Below are 17,092 nucleotides of genomic sequence, written 5' to 3'. Positions count from 1 at the left end.
GCCTCAGTTGCTGCCGGGGAACATCTGCGCGTTGCCGGGCTGGTAGCCGCTGCCCGGCGTGAGGAAGCGACGCCGCTGCTCGCGGCCCTGTTCGGCCGCGGCCGACCGTTCGGCGTCGGCGAGCGCCTGCGCCCGGCCGTTCGCGGCGACGACCGCCGTAAGATCGGCAAGCTGCTGGGCCTGCAGCGCGAGGAGCTGGTTGCCGGCCTGAGTTGCCTGCAGCGCGCCGGTCGCGCCCTGGCTCTGGCCGACCAGCGCCGACATCTGCGAGCGGTTGGTGTCGATGTTGCCGACCACGCCGGCCTGGACTCGCATGGCGTCCTGCAGGCCCGAGACGGTGTTCTGCCAGCGCTCCTTCGCCTGGGCGACGAGTTGCCGGTCCGACGCGGTCATCGAGGCGTTTCCGTAGGTGGTCTGGAACGCCTGATCGATGTTCTGGACGTCATAGGCGATGCGCTGCGCTTGGCTCAGGAGCTGCTGGGTGCGCTGGACAGACTGCTGGAGCTGCTGGAGCGAGGAATACGGCAGGCTCGCGAGGTTGCGGGCCTGGTTGATCAGCATCGTCGCCTCGTTTTGAAGCGACGTGATCTGGTTGTTGATCTGCTGCAGGGCACGCGTCGCCGAGAGCAGGTTCTGGGCGTAGTTCGTGGGATCGTAGACGATCCACTGCGCCGAGGCCGGCGCCGTCAGGATCGGCGACACCGACACCGGGACGGCAAGCAAGGCGGCGACGAGCGCCGCGCGACGGACACGCAGTTTCATGGCTGGCTCTCCAGGTTTGTGAGGTTGGGAATGAGGTCGGCGGCCCAGTCGACGCCGCGATGGCGCAGCCACGCCGCGAGGAAGCCCTCGCGCCCATGCTCGGCGACGATGCGATCAATGGCGGCCTGGTCGGTCTTGGCGGAGGCGGCGCAGAGCGCGAGCGCCACGTCGGAGAGGCCCAGCTCGAACAGCCGGTTGCCGCGGCGCGACTGGCAGTAATAGTCGCGCTTCGGCATGGCCCGCGCGAGGATCTCGATCTGCCGGTCGTTCAGACCGAACCGCCGGTAGATCGCCGTGATCTGCGGCTCGATGGCGCGCTCGTTCGGCAGGAGGAGCCGGGTCTGGCAGCTCTCGATGATCGCCGGCGCGATCGCCGAGCCGTCGATGTCGGAGAGCGACTGCGTGGCGAAGACGACGCTGGCGTTCTTCTTTCGAAGCGTCTTCAGCCACTCGCGCAGCTGGCCGGCAAAGCCCTCGTCGTCGAGCGCGAGCCAACCTTCGTCGACGATGATCAGCGTCGGCGCGCCGTTCAGGCGGTCCTCGATGCGATGGAAGAGATAGGCGAGCACTGCCGGGGCCGCGGCCGTCCCGATGAGCCCTTCGGTTTCGAAGGCCTGCACCGTTGCAACGCCGAGATGCTCGCTCTCGGCGTCGAGCAGCCGGCCATAGGGACCGCCGACGCAGTAGGGTCGCAGCGCCTGCTTGAGTTCGTTCGACTGGAGCAGCACGGACAAGCCCGTCATGGTCCGCTCGCCGACCGGCGCGCTGGCCAATGAGGTCAGCGCCGTCCAGATGAGTTCCTTCACCTCCGGCGTGATCGGGACGCTCTCGCGCATGAGAATGGCCACGATCCAGTCCGCGGCCCAGGCGCGCTCGGGCGTCTCGTTGATTCGGGAGAGCGGCTGAAGCGCGACGCTATCGGCCGAGCCCTCGGTCAGGCCGCCGCCGAGATCGTGCCAGTCGCCGGCCATGGCAATCGCCGCGGCGCGGATTGATCCGCCGAAGTCGAAGGCGAACACCTGGGCCTGATGGTAGCGGCGGAACTGCAGCGCCATCAGCGCCAGCAGCACTGACTTGCCGGCACCAGTCGGGCCGACCACGAGCGTATGACCGACATCGCCGACATGGATGGAGAACCGGAACGGGGTGGACCCTTCGGTCTTGCCGTACAGCAAGGGGGGCGCACCGAAGTGCTCATCCCGTTCCGGCCCCGCCCACACGGCGCTCAAGGGGATCATGTGGGCGAGATTGAGCGTCGAGATCGGCGGCTGACGCACATTGGCGTAGACGTGCCCGGGCAGCGAGCCGAGCCAAGCATCGGCCGCGTTGATCGTCTCGGGCATGGCCGTGAAATCGCGTCCCTGAACCACCTTCTCGACAAGGCGGAGCTTTTCGGCGGCCACGCGCGCGTCGGCGTCCCAGACCGCGACCGTGGCGGTCACGTAGGCTTGGCCGGCATAGTCAGCGCCCAGCTCCTGTAGCGCGAGATCGGCATCGGCGGCCTTGTTGGCGGCGTCGGTGTCGACCAGCACGCTCGCCTCGTTGGTCATCACCTCCTTGAGGATGGCGGCGATCGACTTGCGCTTGGAGAACCACTGGCGCCGGATCTTGGTCAGCAGCTTGGTGGCGTCGGTTTTGTCGAGCAGGATCGCGCGGGTCGCCCAGCGATACGGAAAGGCCAGCCGGTTCAGCTCGTCGAGGATGCCGGGCGTCGTCACCGTCGGGAATCCGACGATCGTCAGGACGCGCAAATGCGCTTCGCCCAGTTGGGGCTCCAGCCCGCCGGTCAGCGGCTGATCGGCGACCAGCGCGTCGAGATACATCGGCGTCTCGGGCACTCGGACGCGGTAACGCTTCGTCGAGACGGTCGAGTGCAGATAGGTCAGCGTCTCGACGTCATCGAGCCAGGCGCACTCCGGCATGAAGGCTTCGACGAGCTGCAGGATGCGGTCGGTGCGGTCGACGAAGCCGCGCAGCGCCTCCCAGGCGTCGACACCGCGGTCGGCCTTGCCCTCGTAGAGCCAGTTCTCGGCGCGCGCGGCGTCCTCGGCTGGCGGCAGGAAGGTGAAGGTCAGGAAGTAGCTCGACTCGTAGTGCGCAGCGTCTTCCTCGAATTCGGCCTTGCGCTCGGCATCGACCATGGCGGACGCCGGATCGGGAAACCGGCTCGTCGGATAAGCGCCGACGGCGTGGCGCTGCGCCTCGACGAAGATCGCCCAGCCGCTGCCGAGCCGGCGGAAGGCGCTGTTGAGGCGGCCGGCGACGGCGACGAGCTCGGCCTGCACCGCGGAGTCGAGGTCGGGCCCGCGGAAGCGCGCGCTGCGCTGGAAGCTGCCGTCCTTGTTGAGCACGACGCCGGGGGCGACGAGCGCCGCCCACGGCAGGAAATCAGCGAGACGGGTCGAGGTCCGGCGATATTCGGCGAGGTTCATCATGGCGTGCCTCAGACTCCGAGATGGCCGGGGATGCGCAGGTGCCGGCGACCGACGTCGACGAACTGCGGGTCGCGTTTGGCCGCCCAGACGGCGGCGAAATGGCCGATGGCCCAGAGCACCAGGCCGACGAGCCAGAGCCGTAGGCCGAGACCGAGAGCGGCGGCGAGCGTGCCGTTCAGGATGGCGATCGACCGCGGCGCGCCCCCAAGCAGGATGTGCTCGGTCAGCGCCCGGTGAACCGGAACGGTGAAGCCCGGCACGTCGCCGCCGCTCTCGATGAGGCCCGCCATCAGACGAGCGCTCCGCCGCCGAACGAGAAGAACGACAGGAAGAAGCTCGACGCGGCGAAGGCGATCGACAGGCCGAAGACGATCTGGATCAGGCGGCGGAAGCCCCCGGACGTGTCGCCGAAGGCGAGCGTCAGGCCGGTGACGATGATGATGATCACCGCGATGATCTTCGCGACCGGCCCCTCGATCGATTGAAGGATCTGCTGCAGCGGCTGTTCCCACGGCATGGACGAGCCGGAGGCATGGGCTGCGGGAGCCAGGATCATGCTGACCAAGAGGACGGATGTGGCGATTGCGATGTGGCGGCGAAAATGCAGGGCACGGCCGATCATGCGTGGTCTCCTTCGAGGGGCTGGGTGACGGGGCGGACGCGGTAGTCGCCTTCTGGGCTGAGCCCCTCGACGCGGCCGAGCTCGGCCAGGCGTCGGGTGGCGCCGCGTCCGGAGAGCACTGCGACGAGGTCGATCGTTTCAGCGATCAAGGCGCGCGGGACGGTGATGACGGCTTCCTGGATGAGCTGCTCGAGGCGGCGCAAAGCGCCGAGCGCGGTGCCGGCGTGGATCGTGCCGATGCCGCCCGGATGGCCCGTGCCCCAGGCTTTCAAGAGGTCGAGCGCCTCGGCGCCGCGCACCTCGCCGATCGGAATGCGATCAGGGCGCAGGCGGAGGGAGGAGCGGACAAGATCGGAGAGCGTCGCGACTCCGTCCTTGGTCCGCATGGCGACCAGGTTCGGCGCGGCGCATTGCAGCTCGCGGGTGTCCTCGATGAGGACGACGCGATCGGAGGTCTTGGAGACTTCGGCGAGCAGCGCGTTGGTGAGCGTGGTCTTGCCGGTCGAGGTGCCGCCGGCGACGAGGATGTTGCGCCGATCGGCGACCGCCTGGCGCAGGATCTCGGCCTGCTCGGCCGTCATGATCCCGCCAGCGACGTAGTCGCTTAGCGTGAAGACGGCGACGGCGGGCTTGCGGATTGCGAAGGCCGGCGCCGCAACGACCGGGGGCAGCAATCCCTCGAACCGCTCTCCCGTTTCCGGCAGTTCGGCCGAGACACGCGGATTGCCGGCATGAACTTCGGCGCCGACATGGTGTGCGACGAGGCGCACGATGCGCTCGCCATCGGCGGCCGACAGCCTCTCGCCGGTGTCGGACAATCCCTCGGACAGCCGGTCGATCCAGAGACGGCCGTCAGGGTTGAGCATCACCTCGACTACGCCGGCGTCTCCGAGAAAACCGGCGATGGCGGGGCCGAGAGCGGTCCGCAGCATGCGGGCCCCTCGAAGTATCGCCTCAGATTTCTCGGAAGAGATGGCCACGTCGTCCCCGTCCTTTGCGGGACCGCGTCAAGCCGCCCCTGGATCGGGGATGATTAAGAGAACCGGAAATCGGTCGGCTGCAACAGATTGTTTCGAGCGTCGTACTGTGGAGTGCAAATACAGGTGTTCGGCGGAATCGGCGATTACTTGAGATGCCGCAATCGACGCCTATTGCGCGTCGCGCGCGGGCTCGATGTCTTCTGAAATCTCCTGCCGCAGCTTCGGCCCCTTGGCGAGTCTGCGGCCCAATGCGGCGACGAAGGCGTCATAGCGCTCGCCAGCCTGCGCCCGGGCGGCGGCCTGCGCCGGTTCAGGCAAAGGCGGGTTGGTGGTGAGCCAGAAGCGCACGAAAACGGCTAGCATCTCGACCGAGATGCCGAGATCGCGCTCCATGCGGGTCATGCGTCGGTCAAGCTGGTCGAGGCGCTTGGTCGTCGCCGCCTCCTGACGCTCAGCGGCATCCGGCGACAGGAAGGACGCGATCGCCGCCTCGGCGATCAGCGAGCGCGACTGGTCGCGGCGAGCGGCATGGGCGGCGAGCGCCTTCATCACCTCGGGTTCGAGATAGACCGACAGGCGCTGTTTCTTCGTCGGCTTGGTCATCAGCGCCTCACAGCTCCATGCCGTCGTTCGGATCGAGCGAGACCTGGCGCGCGACGCCTTGCATGATTTGGTTCGCGCGGCTGATGCGCGCGGTGTCGTCGTCGGCATCGTCGTCGACGCCGCCATCGAACTCGTTCTCGATCGGCATCTTCTTCTCGACCGGTACGGCGCGCGCGAGCTCGGGCTGGTGGCGCCGCTCCGACCCGATCGGATCTTCGTCGCCGGCCTCGGATACGACGGTGCCCTCTAGGACCGCCACCTTCGGCCGAGCCGGAAGCGGCAGCCGGCTCCAGTCGTCGGCGCTCGCCCCCGACGGTCTGGTCAGTGCCGGCGGCGGCATGATCCGCTCCTTGAAGCGCCGGTCCTCGAAGTATCGCGCCTTCTTCGCCCGGATCGGCGGCGTGCCCGCGACCATGACGATCTCGTCGGCCGGCGGGAGCTGCATGATCTCGCCCGGCGTGAGCAGCGGCCTGGCGGTCTCCGAGCGCGACACCATCAGATGGCCAAGCCAGGGCGACAGCCGATGGCCGGCATAGTTGCGCATGGCACGCATCTCGGTCGCGGTGCCGAGCGCGTCCGACACGCGCTTGGCGGTGCGCTCGTCGTTCGTTGCGAAGCTGACGCGCACATGGCAGTTGTCGAGGATCGAGTTGTTCGGCCCGTAAGCCTTCTCGATCTGGTTCAGCGACTGCGCGATCAGGAAGCTCTTCAGGCCATAGCCCGCCATGAACGCCAGGGCGGACTCGAAGAAGTCCAGGCGGCCGAGCGCCGGGAACTCGTCGAGCATGAGTAGCAGCCGATGGCGGTTGCCCTTCGCCTGCAGATCCTCGGTCAAACGCCGGCCGATCTGATTGAGGATCAGCCGAATGAGCGGCTTGGTCCGGGCGATGTCGGAGGGCGGCACGACCAGGTAGAGGCTGGTCGGGTGGCGACCGCCGACAATGTCGGCGATGCGCCAGTCGCAGCGGCGCGTCACCTCGGCGACGACGGGGTCGCGATAGAGGCCGAGGAATGACATCGCGGTCGAGAGCACGCCTGAGCGCTCGTTGTCGGATTTGTTGAGCAGCTCGCGCGCCGCCGAAGCGATGACGGGATGCGGCCCGGCCTCGCCGAGATGCGCGGTCTTCATCATCGCGGCGAGCGTCGACTCGATCGGCCGCTTCGGATCGGACAGGAAGGCGGCGACGCCGGCGAGCGTCTTGTTCTCCTCGGCGTAGAGGACGTGGAGGATCGCGCCGACCAGGAGCGCGTGGCTGGTCTTCTCCCAGTGGTTTCGCTTCTCGAGACTCCCTTCCGGATCGACCAGGATGTCGGCGATGTTCTGGACGTCGCGCACCTCCCATTCGCCGCGGCGGACCTCGAGCAGCGGATTATAGGCGGCCGACTTCGCATTGGTCGGATCGAAGAGCAGGACCCGGCCGTGGCGCGCGCGGAAGCCGGCAGTCAGCGACCAGTTCTCGCCCTTGATGTCGTGGACGATCGCCGAGCCCGGCCAGGTGAGCAGCGACGGCACGACAAGGCCGACGCCTTTGCCCGAGCGCGTCGGCGCGAAGCACAGCACATGCTCTGGTCCGTCATGCCGAAGGTAGGCACTGTCGAATTTGCCGAGTACCACCCCGTCGGGTCCAAGCAGACCAGCGGCTCGCACCTCATCGGCGCGCGCCCAGCGCGCCGAGCCATAGGTCTCGACATTCTTGGCCTCGCGCGCGCGCCAGACCGACATCCCGATGGCGACCGCGATGGCGATAAAGCCGCCCGATGCCGCGATATAGGCGCCCTCGACGAAAACGTGCGGTGCATAGGCGTCGTAGAAGTACCACCACCAGAAGAAGGCCGGCGGATGGTAGACAGGCCAGCCGAAGAGTTCGAACCATGGCCGGCCGAGCTGCGGCTGGAAGCCGAGCTGCCACGCCGTCCACTGCGTCGCGGCCCAGGTCGTCGCGAGCACGATCAAAGAGACGGTGAGGATCTGCCCCCAGAGGATTTTTGTCGCGGACATGCTCCAGCTCTCTTCGCGGGAAAATACCGTGAAGATCGGAGGATCGCGGCACCGTTCTCAAGACCTCAAAGCCTGCCGGCGAGGTTTCGGCGGCGCCATCGCGTAAAGACAGGAGTTCGGCGGTTGAACCCAGACCCGAAGGGCGCGTCGCGACGACGCGTCCGACAGGGAACTGAAAGGCGAGCGGCGGACGGAGTTGATCGAAAGCCGCTCTTTTGCTACCAGCATTCTACGTCTTCGAACGCCTGCGGCGATCACTTTGCCGCCTTCCGCCTCCATCAGGCGTGATTTGTTCGGGTCCGCGCTCTTCCCTCGGCAGGACGCTTCGTCGCCTTTTGCGATGACCAAGGCGTTCGCGCGTGGCGCCCGCATCTCCAGCGTCCGCTGAATTCCCCCTCTCGACCTACCGACTGCTCGTCCCGGCGATGCCCGACGCGTTGCGTCCACGCGCCGGATATCGCCCATGCCTTTCCAAGGAGGCCGGTTCGTGCCATCCCAATTTCTGCTCCCCGTTCTTGCGCTTGTGGTCTATTTCGTCGGGGCGACGGAATTCATGCTGTCGCCCATGCTGGCGCCGCTTGGCGCGGCGTTCGATGTCACGCCCGCCCGCGCCGCATGGCTTGTCTCCAGCTACGCGTTTGCTTACGCGCTTGCCGCGCCGGTGTTCGGTTATTTCTCCGACCGGATCGACCGGCGGCGGCTCTTGCTCGCGGCGCTGCTGCTCTTCGCGCTCGATGGCGCTGCGTTGACGCTTGCGCCATCCTTCGCGGCGGCCATCGTCTTTCGGGTCTTCGGCGGGCTGGCCTCGGCAGCGCTCATCCCGACGGTTTTCGCGCTCATCGCGGATCGCATGCCGTCGGATCGGCAAGCGGGCGCCATGGGCCTCGTCATGTTGGGCATGACGCTCGGGATCGCATTGGGCCCGGTGGTTGCGGGCCTGCTCACCGACGCTTTCGGCTGGACCGCGCCCTTCCTCGCGACAGCAGCCGGGTGCGTTGGCACATTCGCGCTCGGACGGAGCGTGATTCCTGTGGGGCCCGCGCGGGTGACGCCTGGGCGCATCTCTTGGAAAAGGCTGAGGGAGTGGGCAATTCTGCGGCCGCTCGTCGCCAAGGGCGCCTGGAATGGCACGGCGGTATCGGCCTTCCTGTTGTCGGGCGAGGTCTTGCGCCTGCGATACGGTTTCGGCGCAGCCGAGGCGGGTGGCGCAGTCTCCGCGTTTGGCATCGGGCTCGGTTTCGGCAACTTTGGCGTCGGCCGTATCAGCCGGCTGTGCGGGCGAGATGAGATGACGCTGACGCTCGCGACCCTCGTTGTCCTGTGTGCGGTCGGCCTCTTTCTTATAGTACCCGTGGCGTTGGCGGGGTCCCTACTATCGCTCGGCGTGTGGGGGGCGGCTCTCGGGGTCGCTGCTCCCACCAGCACCGCGATCCTCGCGTCCCGGGCGAAGGAGGACAAGGGCGTGGTTCTGGCGATTTCCGAGAGCCTGAACAATCTGACGATCCTCGCCGTCCTCCCGCTCGCTGCGGTAGTACTCGAAGGCAGCGGAGTTCGCGGCGCAGCGATCGTGTTCGGCATCGGCCTGTCGGTTGGCGTCGGACTGACCGCTTGGGATCTTGCAAGCTCGAGGAGCAGCGAAAACGCCTGACATTGCGGCTATTGCTGCGCCCGAGTCACTCGGTGGTCCACACGTCGCAGCCTAGGCGGGCACAATCATGAGGACGGTGGTGACCTGCCGCGAGAAATTGCGGTGCGGAGTCGATAGCCAGCTTTGCCGAAGGAATCATTCACGTGGCGGAGTTTGTCGCTCAGAGGCGCAGCGAGAACTCGACCAATAGGGGGAAATCGGAACCGCGCTTGAGAACTTTGGCCGGAAGCGGCCCGCGGAAATCGCGAGGTCGCCACTCCCGACACTTGGCCACGCGCAGCCCAACCGAAGCCGCTGTGTTCAAATAGTCGGAGAAAGCGTGCGGAAAGGTCGGCATTTGCACGACATCGTCGCCGTCGCGAAAGTGCGCGCCCACATTGCCCATGGACATGAACGGATGGATCTCGATGAGCAGGATCGTTCCGGAAGGCCGAAGGAGGCGTCTGGCTTCGCGCAGCGGCGGCGCAATGTCGGCTACGTGCTCCAGCGTCAATGAGAACAGCACCACATCGACCGAGGCGCTCGGCCGCGCCAGCGGCTGCATGATGTCATGGCGCAGGAGCTCGAGCTCTGGATCGCGCCGCGCGCGCGCGAGCATGCCAGCCGAAAGATCGCAGCCGATCAAGCTGGCTGCGCCATGCTTCTTCAATTGCAGGAGATTTCGCCCGGTGCCGCAGCCGAACTCGATAACGTCTTTTCCTGCCACAGTTTGTGCAAGCAGTCCGATCACCTGATCGACGCCGAAGATAAGCGGGTTGTCGTAGCTGTCGTAAAAGCGCGACCAACGATCGTAGGCCTCAGCGACCGGCAGGAAGATCGTGGGTTCAGGCATGGGAGACGTCTTCCACGAATGAGTTCAAGGAATCCGCCACCATCGAGATGAACTGGAAGATGTGCCAGCCGTCCACGAGACCGTGATGGGCCTGGACCGCCAGCGGAAAGACGACATCTCCCTCTGCAGGTCTGAATCGTCCCGCAGCGATATTGGGAATGGAGCAGTCCGCGAAGCGAGCGATCGGGTGCTGGATGGCAGTGAAGGCCAGCCAGGGAAGGCAGGTCACGAACAAGTAGTTGCGGTCATGCATGGGTACGAGGCGTAGGTGTCGCGCCCGCCGAGCTTCGGAGCGATCGGCAAGGTAGCGTGACACGAACTCTTCGAAATCCTGATCGAACGCAAAGGGCGAGAAGTCCAGGTTTCCGTCAGCCCCGATCACCGGATACGACACTTGCAATTCGTCGACGCAATGCGTGCGTCCTTCGAGCAAGCGGTGCCGGAAGGGGGCCAGTGCAAGGCTCGTTTGCGCGATGCTGTAGAGCAGCACTGAAAAAGGGGGCAGACTGCGGGCCTTTGCAGCAGTCACGAAATCGCGACACCGGCACTCCGCGGTTATGTTCACCACGGGCAGGTCGTAAGCGTTGAAGAAGGTGAGGTGCGCTTGGCGGCCGAACATAACACTTTCCCCGCGAGAGCCCGTCTCGATTTTCGGGGCAAGTAGTTTTCCGGCACGTACCGTTCAGCTCCGCCAGAGCGCATTCTTTCTAATGGATCGGCGGGACGTCTGTCAATAAAGGACCGCCATTGTGCCAACGTCACCGATTCGCGCTATAGAGCCGCGTTCCAATTCGAGTGCTTCATGGTCAACGATATGCGTCGCATTTGCGTTTTCTCTGGGTCGAACTCTGGTCGACGTTCCGCCTATCGCGAGGCTGCCGTTTCGCTGGGCCGTCTCTTGGTGCGGGAACGCATCGGCCTGGTCTACGGTGGTGCGTCCGTCGGCTTGATGGGAGCAATGGCCGACGCAGCGATGGCCGCCGGCGGCGAGGTGATCGGTGTCATGCCGCAAAGCCTCGTCAAGCGCGAGGTCGCTCACACCGGCCTTGCCGACCTGCGGGTCGTTGGCTCCATGCATGAGCGCAAGGCGCTCATGGCCGAACTCTCCGACGCCTTCGTCGCTCTGCCTGGCGGCATCGGCACGCTCGAGGAGATATTCGAGGTCTGGACTTGGGGTCAGCTCGGAAGCCATGGCAAGCCGTGCGCATTTCTCAATATCGAGGGCTTCTATGACCGACTGCTGGGCTTCCTCGATCATGTCGTCGAGGAAGTATTCCTGAAGCCCGCGCACCGCCGCATGATCGTCGTCGAAGAGAGGCCCGAGATTCTAATCGAGGCCATTCGTGGCTATTCCCCGCCAAGTGTAACCAAATGGGTCGGCCACCATGAACGGTGAAGTACGCTCACCGCGCGTCGGCTGCGGAGCGGCGCTCCTGCGGGATGGCAAGCTCCTGCTGGTCAAGCGCAAACGTCCGCCTGAGGCGGACCACTGGGGTTTGCCCGGCGGCAAGGTCGACTGGCTCGAGACAGTGTCCGCCGCGGCCGCCCGCGAGATTGCCGAGGAACTCGGGCTTGTGATCCAGCCGCGACGCCTGTTGTGCTTGGTCGATCAGATTGACGTCGAACGCGATGAGCATTGGGTGGCGCCCGTCTATATCGTCGAGGATTCTGAGGGCGAGCCGCAAATCCTCGAACCGAACGCGCTGGCAGCATGGGGATGGTTCAGACTGGATCAACTGCCGGCCCCGTTGACCCGAGCAACACTGGTCGCGCTCGCCCATCTTGGTCAGCGCCTTGCCTGATGGACCTCGCCGCCATGCGGCGGCGAGAGTTGGCGCGGCTCGGGCAAGAAGCGGACGCGGTCTAGCGTGATCTTAGAGGCCGAGTCCGCGCTTGCGGCCGAAGCTCCAGTCCACCCCGCCATCGGCCCGCGCGACGCCGGAGACGTGACGGCCGAGCTGCCTTTCGAGTGAAGGCGTCCAGGGCACGAGACTGAAGCCGAGCCCGTCGTCGATCATGGCGAAGCGGCCGCTCGCGAGCGTCAGCCGCCGCTGGTAGGCGCCGGAGACATATTCGCCGGCTTCCGGCTTCACTCGCGGCCTGCCGGTCTCAGCAGCGATCTTCCCGGCGACTGCGTCGAGCTCGCGGCGGCGGAGTGTGTCGACGAGGCCGGGCTGGAAGCTGACGCCGCGCTTCTGGCGCTCGGCGAGGCCCTGACCGACAAGATACTCGGCGCGACGGTCCATGGCCTCGCGCACCTCGGCGCCGAAGCCGCCGCCGAGCGCCACAGGCTCGCGGGCGATATTCTGCCGGTCGAGCCAGGTTGCACCCGTGGCGGTGACCTGCCGTTCGATGTCGAGATCGGAGCGCACCGCGATGGCGACGCGCCGCTGGCCGCGCGCGTCGTCGAACTTGCGGGGCTCGACGATCGAGCCCGGCGCGCCGTCGCCGGCCGCATCGAGATCGGGCAGCTTGATATGGTGGGTGCGCCCGTCGACGCCGTCGAGCACGACGAAGGCTGTGCCCTTCAGTTCATCGTCGAGCCCACGCGCGACCAGGCGGCCGATGACGGGATCGTCGAGGCTTTCGGAGGCGAGCACATAGCTCGCCGCGCCGCGCTCGATGCCGCGTTCGGTGAGGCCGTGATGGATCCGCTTAATGATATCGCCACGTAGCCCAAGTTCGCGCAGCGTCGCCTCGGCCTTCTCGGACATCGTCCATTGGCCCGGGCCGATCTCGTCGGCAAGTCCAAGCTTTTCGAGCTTACGCAGCCGCCCGATCTTCAAGGCGTGGAATTCGTCGGGCCGGCGATCGGGATGCGGCGCGAGGTCGATGATGCCGGTGCGGTAGCTGTCGCGCGCGAGCTGGCGATCGAGATTGGTCCAGCGATCGGCGTCGATCTGCCGCTCGAGCGTGCGGCGGATTTCCTGATCCGTGCGCGGCCCCAGCTCCTGAGTGATGAGATCGCGCGCCCGATCGCGCATGCCCTCCTTGATATAGTCGCGCGAGATGACGAGGTTCTCGCCGTCCTCGCGCACGCCGCGCACGATCAGATGGACGTGCGGATGCTCGGTGTTCCAGTGATCGACCGCGACCCATTCGAGCCGCGTGCCGAGATCCTTCTCCATCTGGCCGACGAGCTCGCGGGTGAAGCCCTTGAGGTCGGACATCTCCAGCGCGTCGTCAGGTGAGACGATGAAGCGGAAATGGTGGCGATCGTCTTCGGCACGCCTGGCGAAATCCTTGGCATCCGCGTCGCCGCCGCCCGGACCGAACAGCCGGGCCTTCTCCCCATCCCGGGTGACGCCGTCGCGCCGCAGATAGTCGAGATGGGTCGCGAGCGGCGCGGAGCGGCCGCCCTGGCGGACGACGCGCGCCTTGATGACCGCGCCGCGCGAGCGCGCGGTGACGAGGCGGTTCGCCTGGATCGAGGCGCGCTGGCCGCGCCCGAACCGGGAGCGCGCGCCGGGTCCGATCTTCCCTTGCCGGGAGACGCTGCCGCCGGCCCGCTGCGCGGCCGCCAGGGCCTGGGCGATGAAGGGCCGCGCCCGTTGCGCGCTGGTCGAGCGGATGCGGCCCGGCCGGATGCGGAATTCGTGGTCGTCGGTCATGACCGATGACCCGCACATCGCGGCAACGCGATGATTTCGTTTGGAAATGAGCGGGAGCGCAGGCTGCGCCGATCCGGCGCACCTCGCGAAAGCGGGGCATAACCCATTGAAAAAGCACAACCGAACCGAAGCGCACATCGCGCCCCTTTATCCTGCCATCGGTCGGTTGTGTTGTTCCGGTCCCGCCTGCACACCGACTTTGACGCGCAGGAGTGCGATAGGATGCGAATGGGCCAGTCGGCTATCATCGCGGCTCTCCTGAAGCGGAACGCGCGACGAAGAGGCCCGCCGATTGTGGTGCGAGGGCGGAGACATCGCGCATAGCGGATGCGGCCGATGCGTCTCCGGCCAGTCGCTCATCCGACACAGGATCGGCGCCGGGTGTGCGGTTCGGCTGTTCGATGAAGAGCGGTGCGCGTGTCCAGGCTAGCAGATCGGCGGCCGCGACGATGATCGGCGCGGGCGACGTGCCACCGTCAATCACCGGCGCGAGAGCGGCGACATAGGCGCGCGTTTCGGAGGGCAGAGGACGGCCCGCGAGATAGTCCTCGTAGCGACCGGGGCCGGCGTTATAGGCCGCGAGGAAACCGGGTGAACCGTAGCGGTCGTGCAACTCCCGCAGATATGCCGCGCCCGCCAGGATGTTGTCGCGCGGATCGTATGGATCGCGCCCGAGGCGATGCCGGGCGCGCAGATACGTCCATGTCTCCGGCATGATCTGCATGAGCCCCATCGCGCCCTTGGGTGAAATGGCGCGCGGATCGTTTGCACTCTCGACGCCCATGACGGCCCTGATCCAGGCGGCCGGAACGCCGAAGCGTTGCGAAGCCTCGGCGATAGGCGCGGCGTAGGGATCGGCCGGCGCTGGGCGCGAGACCGGCGCGGTCTGCGCGATGGCAGGCGGCGCCGGCGTCGCAATGAACGGCAAGCCGGAAAGGAGAAGAAGGGCGAGGCGGCGGCGAGCCGAGCGCATTACGTCAGTCCTTTCCGCTGCGCTTGGCCGGACGGCTCCAGTGCAGCGACCAGGACGTTCCATCGTCATCGTCGCGGAACAGATTGGCGCGGATCGGCTGCGGCAGAGTCGGGTCGTCGATGACGAGCGCGATGTAGTCGCCCGCACGTTCGCCGGTGCGCTTCCAGCCCGCGCCGATCTCGGGGCCGTCGTCATTGCCTTGATGGATGCGATAGTCGGGCGCGTTTTCAGCATCAGACGGTTCGGCCGGAACGAGGGTGAGTTCGCGGTAAACCGTGAGCGTGTGGATGCGTCCGACGAAACCTGTCGTCTCGCGTGTGAACTGGCCAATTTGCGGCATGAAAGTCTCCTGTTGCTGGTGGTGGAAGGGAAGGTGTCGCGTCGTGCATCTGCTGTTTGCGAACAGTCAGCGTGTCGGTGCGCGCCACACGAAGCGGCCATCGCCGTCCTCGTCGGTGTAGAGCGGCGTCGCACGGCCAATGACGCTGCGCGCCGCAATCGGGCCGAAGTAACGGCCGTCAAGGCTGTCGCGGATGTCCGGGTTCATGAGGAAGAGGTCGCCGTCCGCGATGCGCCGGCAGCCGCGCCAAACCGGCAACGCGCGGCCCATGCGGTCGCGGTCGAGCGCGTCGCCAAGCGGCACGCCGTCGACGGTGATGCTGTGGCCGGCGCGGCAGACTACTTGCCCCGGCAGCGCCATGACGCGCTTCATGAGCGGCACGTCGCGGCCGATATAGCCGCGGTCGACCATGAAGTCGGCAAACGGCTCCGGCGGCGTCACCGCCACCAGATCGGTGACAGCGAGATGGCGGGCGGGCTCGATCCCGTAGAGGCCGATCGGGGCACTGGCGGAGGCGTTCCAGACCAGGCGGACCGGGATGGGAAAGAAGGACGCGATGGCGATGGCCAGCGTCACGAGATACGTCAGCATGACGTAGCCGAAGCGGGTCATCCTTCGATCCCCCGCCGCTTGAGCCATGCCTGATGGCGCTCGATCGTGTAGGCGCGCGGCTCGTGGCCGGCGCTCATCCGGTTGTGAATGTGCCGCCAGTGGTCAGGCGCGACCTCGCAGGCGTCGATCCCGGCTGCTTCCACGGCGTCGATGTGCCGGAGCACTTGTTCGACCCTCGGCCAGCGCTCGACCTTCAGCAGGATGTCGCCGCCGGGACGCACGAAAGGGATCGTCTGGCAGGACTGACCGGGCGCCACGGCGCGCACGATGTCGATGCGCGAGATGATGGTGCCGAAGTCGTTGGCGACCCAGCGCACGAAGGCGAAAGTGCTGCCTGGACGGAACGACAGGACGCGCCGACGACGATCGAGCACCTGTTCATTCGCCTCGCGGCCGAACCTGATCCAATTCTCGATACGCTTCTCGATCCAGGTCAGTTCGACGTGGGTGAGGTTGTCGGAGGGATGCGCGGGCGGCACGGGGCCGGCGCGCACGCGGGGGGCCGCGGCGCCGGTCATGACGGGTCTCCTTCGGTTGTCGGGAATTCGCGCGCGAGCAAATCGCGCAGAATGTCGGCGACGGTCTGTCCCCGCCGAAAAGCGGCGATCTTGATGCGAGCGCGCAGCTCGGGCGTCACGTCGATCGTCAGGCGCGCGGTGAAGCCGCTTGCTTCGCCAACGCGCGGCGACAGCGTGTCGGCGGCCTTGATCCAGAGTTCGGGATTGGCGGGCCGTGAGGCGAAGCCGCGTCGGGTGCGCCCGCTCATGCGCGCCTCCCGACGCCAAGCCGTTCGATCTCGGCGGCCAATGCCGAGATCTCGCGCGCGCCGGGAACGTCGTCGTGGAGTTCCGACACGAGGCGTCCGGTCTGCGCGGCGGCCGCGAAAGCGACACGCTGGCCGATCGTGCTGGCGAGCACGGGCGGGTTGTGATCGGCCAGCGTTTCCGCGGTTTCGCGCGCCAGCACGGTGCGGGCGCCGCAGCGATTGAGCACGAAACGGGCGCTCAGTTCCGGCCGGTAGATGCGCGCCTCGGCGAGGAGCGCCAGCATTTCCGCCGAGGCCCAGCCGTCGAGCGGCGAGGGCTGCACGGGGATCAACACCAGATCGGCGGCGAGCAGCGCCGAGCGCATGAGCCCGGCGACACGCGGCGGGCCGTCGATGACGACATGATCGGCGTCGCGTGCCAGTTCGGGCGCTTCCCGATGGAGCGTGTCGCGCGCCAGGCCGACGACGCCGAAGAGCCGGGGGAGCCTTTCTCGCGCCCGTTGCTGCGACCAGTCGAGCGCCGAGCCCTGCGGATCCGCGTCGACCAGTGTGACGCGCTTGCCCCTTCCCGCCCATTCGCCGGCGAGATGCAGCGCGAGTGTCGTTTTACCGACACCGCCCTTCTGATTGAGGAACGCCACGATCATCGCGTGCCTCGCGATTTCCCGAGAGGCGGTCGCGATGCGCTGGCAGTATTGGTGGTCGTAGAGCCGTCTCTGCGGAAATACGCGGGCCTACGAGTCCTTGTTGATGTTGTTGCTTTGGGTTTGGACGAAAGCCTGCCGGCGATGTTCTCCACATCGCGCACGCGCTCTTCAAAGTTAGAATCTTGGTTAGCCGGGGTACTGACCAGTGCCCCCTCGCCGGCGCTGCGGCGGTGGCGATGATGCCTCTGCGATTCGATTCCCG

General features: G+C 66.7%; 19 protein-coding genes. 3 read left to right on the top strand and 16 right to left on the bottom strand.

Going from position 1 to position 17,092, the window contains the following annotated elements; all coding sequences use genetic code 11:
* Positions 1-3: 3 nt before the first annotated feature.
* From trbJ to K3F48_RS17190, 7 genes are all read right to left on the bottom strand, one after another.
* The gene (gene trbJ, locus K3F48_RS17220; RefSeq protein WP_222576666.1) at positions 4-762 is read right to left on the bottom strand and encodes a P-type conjugative transfer protein TrbJ; all 759 of its coding nucleotides are present in this window, start codon (positions 760-762) and stop codon (positions 4-6) included.
* A complete protein-coding gene (gene trbE, locus K3F48_RS17215) occupies positions 759-3,197 on the bottom strand; it encodes a conjugal transfer protein TrbE (protein WP_222576665.1) in 2,439 nt (812 codons plus the stop codon). Before trbE ends, trbJ begins: the two co-directional genes overlap by 4 nt.
* Before the next feature lie 8 nt (positions 3,198-3,205).
* Entirely contained in the window at positions 3,206-3,487 is a 282-nt protein-coding gene (locus K3F48_RS17210) for a VirB3 family type IV secretion system protein (RefSeq protein ID WP_222576664.1), read from the bottom strand.
* Positions 3,487-3,819: a TrbC/VirB2 family protein gene (locus K3F48_RS17205; protein WP_222576663.1), complete on the bottom strand. Its 333-nt coding sequence runs from the start codon at positions 3,817-3,819 to the stop codon at positions 3,487-3,489. The genes K3F48_RS17210 and K3F48_RS17205 overlap by 1 nt, the downstream gene beginning before the upstream one ends.
* A complete protein-coding gene (gene trbB, locus K3F48_RS17200; RefSeq protein ID WP_255609265.1) occupies positions 3,816-4,751 on the bottom strand; it encodes a P-type conjugative transfer ATPase TrbB in 936 nt (311 codons plus the stop codon). The genes K3F48_RS17205 and trbB overlap by 4 nt, the downstream gene beginning before the upstream one ends.
* Positions 4,752-4,967: 216 nt before the next feature.
* Positions 4,968-5,402, bottom strand: a complete 435-nt coding sequence (locus K3F48_RS17195; RefSeq protein WP_222576661.1) for a ribbon-helix-helix protein, CopG family — start codon at positions 5,400-5,402, stop codon at positions 4,968-4,970.
* A gap of 7 nt (positions 5,403-5,409) precedes the next feature.
* Positions 5,410-7,401 carry a conjugal transfer protein TraG gene (locus tag K3F48_RS17190; RefSeq protein ID WP_222576660.1) on the bottom strand — a complete coding sequence of 664 codons (1,992 nt, stop codon included), beginning with the start codon at positions 7,399-7,401 and terminating at the stop codon, positions 5,410-5,412.
* Between the two features lie 487 nt (positions 7,402-7,888).
* Between K3F48_RS17190 and K3F48_RS17185 the strand changes: the two genes are divergently transcribed.
* Entirely contained in the window at positions 7,889-9,049 is a 1,161-nt protein-coding gene (locus K3F48_RS17185; RefSeq protein ID WP_222576659.1) for an MFS transporter, read from the top strand.
* Positions 9,050-9,209: 160 nt separating this feature from the next.
* Here K3F48_RS17185 and K3F48_RS17180 read toward each other — a convergent pair whose 3' ends face one another.
* Both K3F48_RS17180 and K3F48_RS17175 read right to left on the bottom strand, forming a co-directional pair.
* On the bottom strand, positions 9,210-9,881 hold the full coding sequence (locus K3F48_RS17180; protein WP_222576658.1) for a class I SAM-dependent methyltransferase: 672 nt from the start codon (positions 9,879-9,881) through the stop codon (positions 9,210-9,212).
* Complete coding sequence (locus K3F48_RS17175) at positions 9,874-10,500, bottom strand: CatA-like O-acetyltransferase (protein WP_222576657.1); 627 nt, start codon at positions 10,498-10,500, stop codon at positions 9,874-9,876. The genes K3F48_RS17180 and K3F48_RS17175 overlap by 8 nt, the downstream gene beginning before the upstream one ends.
* A 195-nt stretch (positions 10,501-10,695) precedes the next feature.
* On the opposite strand from K3F48_RS17175, the gene K3F48_RS17170 reads away from it, so the two are divergent.
* Together K3F48_RS17170 and K3F48_RS17165 are read left to right on the top strand one after the other, a co-directional pair.
* On the top strand, positions 10,696-11,277 hold the full coding sequence (locus K3F48_RS17170; RefSeq protein ID WP_222576715.1) for a TIGR00730 family Rossman fold protein: 582 nt from the start codon (positions 10,696-10,698) through the stop codon (positions 11,275-11,277).
* On the top strand, positions 11,267-11,683 hold the full coding sequence (locus K3F48_RS17165) for an NUDIX domain-containing protein (protein ID WP_222576656.1): 417 nt from the start codon (positions 11,267-11,269) through the stop codon (positions 11,681-11,683). Before K3F48_RS17170 ends, K3F48_RS17165 begins: the two co-directional genes overlap by 11 nt.
* Positions 11,684-11,755: 72 nt before the next feature.
* Here K3F48_RS17165 and K3F48_RS17160 read toward each other — a convergent pair whose 3' ends face one another.
* The 7 genes from K3F48_RS17160 to parA form a co-directional block, all read right to left on the bottom strand.
* On the bottom strand, positions 11,756-13,492 hold the full coding sequence (locus K3F48_RS17160; RefSeq protein ID WP_222576655.1) for a VirD2 family relaxase/mobilization nuclease: 1,737 nt from the start codon (positions 13,490-13,492) through the stop codon (positions 11,756-11,758).
* Between the two features lie 244 nt (positions 13,493-13,736).
* Positions 13,737-14,465 carry a lytic transglycosylase domain-containing protein gene (locus tag K3F48_RS17155; RefSeq protein ID WP_222576714.1) on the bottom strand — a complete coding sequence of 243 codons (729 nt, stop codon included), beginning with the start codon at positions 14,463-14,465 and terminating at the stop codon, positions 13,737-13,739.
* Between the two features lie 4 nt (positions 14,466-14,469).
* Positions 14,470-14,805: a DUF736 domain-containing protein gene (locus K3F48_RS17150; protein ID WP_222576654.1), complete on the bottom strand. Its 336-nt coding sequence runs from the start codon at positions 14,803-14,805 to the stop codon at positions 14,470-14,472.
* Between the two features lie 66 nt (positions 14,806-14,871).
* Positions 14,872-15,417, bottom strand: a complete 546-nt coding sequence (locus K3F48_RS17145) for a S26 family signal peptidase (protein ID WP_222576653.1) — start codon at positions 15,415-15,417, stop codon at positions 14,872-14,874.
* A complete protein-coding gene (locus tag K3F48_RS17140) occupies positions 15,414-15,935 on the bottom strand; it encodes a DUF2840 domain-containing protein (RefSeq protein ID WP_222576652.1) in 522 nt (173 codons plus the stop codon). The genes K3F48_RS17145 and K3F48_RS17140 overlap by 4 nt, the downstream gene beginning before the upstream one ends.
* The gene (locus K3F48_RS17135) at positions 15,932-16,183 is read right to left on the bottom strand and encodes a hypothetical protein (RefSeq protein WP_222576651.1); all 252 of its coding nucleotides are present in this window, start codon (positions 16,181-16,183) and stop codon (positions 15,932-15,934) included. The genes K3F48_RS17140 and K3F48_RS17135 overlap by 4 nt, the downstream gene beginning before the upstream one ends.
* A complete protein-coding gene (parA, locus tag K3F48_RS17130; protein ID WP_222576650.1) occupies positions 16,180-16,830 on the bottom strand; it encodes a ParA family partition ATPase in 651 nt (216 codons plus the stop codon). The genes K3F48_RS17135 and parA overlap by 4 nt, the downstream gene beginning before the upstream one ends.
* Positions 16,831-17,092: the final 262 nt, after the last annotated feature.

Source organism: Methylosinus sp. Sm6, assembly GCF_019802345.1.
In the GTDB taxonomy this organism is placed as follows: Bacteria; Pseudomonadota; Alphaproteobacteria; order Rhizobiales; family Beijerinckiaceae; genus Methylosinus.
The sequence above is the reverse complement of the archived record's forward strand: the minus strand, read 5'-3'. Positions and strand labels throughout refer to the sequence as shown.

Excerpts from the sequence above, each read along its gene's own strand:
- trbJ (WP_222576666.1), bottom strand. The coding sequence starts at position 762 with ATGAAACTGCGTGTCCGTCGCGCGGCGCTCGTCGCCGCCTTGCTTGCC.
- trbE (WP_222576665.1), bottom strand. The coding sequence starts at position 3,197 with ATGATGAACCTCGCCGAATATCGCCGGACCTCGACCCGTCTCGCTGAT.
- K3F48_RS17210 (WP_222576664.1), bottom strand. The coding sequence starts at position 3,487 with ATGGCGGGCCTCATCGAGAGCGGCGGCGACGTGCCGGGCTTCACCGTT.
- K3F48_RS17205 (WP_222576663.1), bottom strand. The coding sequence starts at position 3,819 with ATGATCGGCCGTGCCCTGCATTTTCGCCGCCACATCGCAATCGCCACA.
- trbB (WP_255609265.1), bottom strand. The coding sequence starts at position 4,751 with ATGCTGCGGACCGCTCTCGGCCCCGCCATCGCCGGTTTTCTCGGAGAC.
- K3F48_RS17195 (WP_222576661.1), bottom strand. The coding sequence starts at position 5,402 with ATGACCAAGCCGACGAAGAAACAGCGCCTGTCGGTCTATCTCGAACCC.
- K3F48_RS17190 (WP_222576660.1), bottom strand. The coding sequence starts at position 7,401 with ATGTCCGCGACAAAAATCCTCTGGGGGCAGATCCTCACCGTCTCTTTG.
- K3F48_RS17180 (WP_222576658.1), bottom strand. The coding sequence starts at position 9,881 with ATGCCTGAACCCACGATCTTCCTGCCGGTCGCTGAGGCCTACGATCGT.
- K3F48_RS17175 (WP_222576657.1), bottom strand. The coding sequence starts at position 10,500 with ATGTTCGGCCGCCAAGCGCACCTCACCTTCTTCAACGCTTACGACCTG.
- K3F48_RS17170 (WP_222576715.1), top strand. The coding sequence starts at position 10,696 with ATGCGTCGCATTTGCGTTTTCTCTGGGTCGAACTCTGGTCGACGTTCC.
- K3F48_RS17165 (WP_222576656.1), top strand. The coding sequence starts at position 11,267 with ATGAACGGTGAAGTACGCTCACCGCGCGTCGGCTGCGGAGCGGCGCTC.
- K3F48_RS17160 (WP_222576655.1), bottom strand. The coding sequence starts at position 13,492 with ATGACCGACGACCACGAATTCCGCATCCGGCCGGGCCGCATCCGCTCG.
- K3F48_RS17155 (WP_222576714.1), bottom strand. The coding sequence starts at position 14,465 with ATGCGCTCGGCTCGCCGCCGCCTCGCCCTTCTTCTCCTTTCCGGCTTG.
- K3F48_RS17150 (WP_222576654.1), bottom strand. The coding sequence starts at position 14,805 with ATGCCGCAAATTGGCCAGTTCACACGCGAGACGACAGGTTTCGTCGGA.
- K3F48_RS17145 (WP_222576653.1), bottom strand. The coding sequence starts at position 15,417 with ATGACCCGCTTCGGCTACGTCATGCTGACGTATCTCGTGACGCTGGCC.
- K3F48_RS17140 (WP_222576652.1), bottom strand. The coding sequence starts at position 15,935 with ATGACCGGCGCCGCGGCCCCCCGCGTGCGCGCCGGCCCCGTGCCGCCC.
- K3F48_RS17135 (WP_222576651.1), bottom strand. The coding sequence starts at position 16,183 with ATGAGCGGGCGCACCCGACGCGGCTTCGCCTCACGGCCCGCCAATCCC.
- parA (WP_222576650.1), bottom strand. The coding sequence starts at position 16,830 with ATGATCGTGGCGTTCCTCAATCAGAAGGGCGGTGTCGGTAAAACGACA.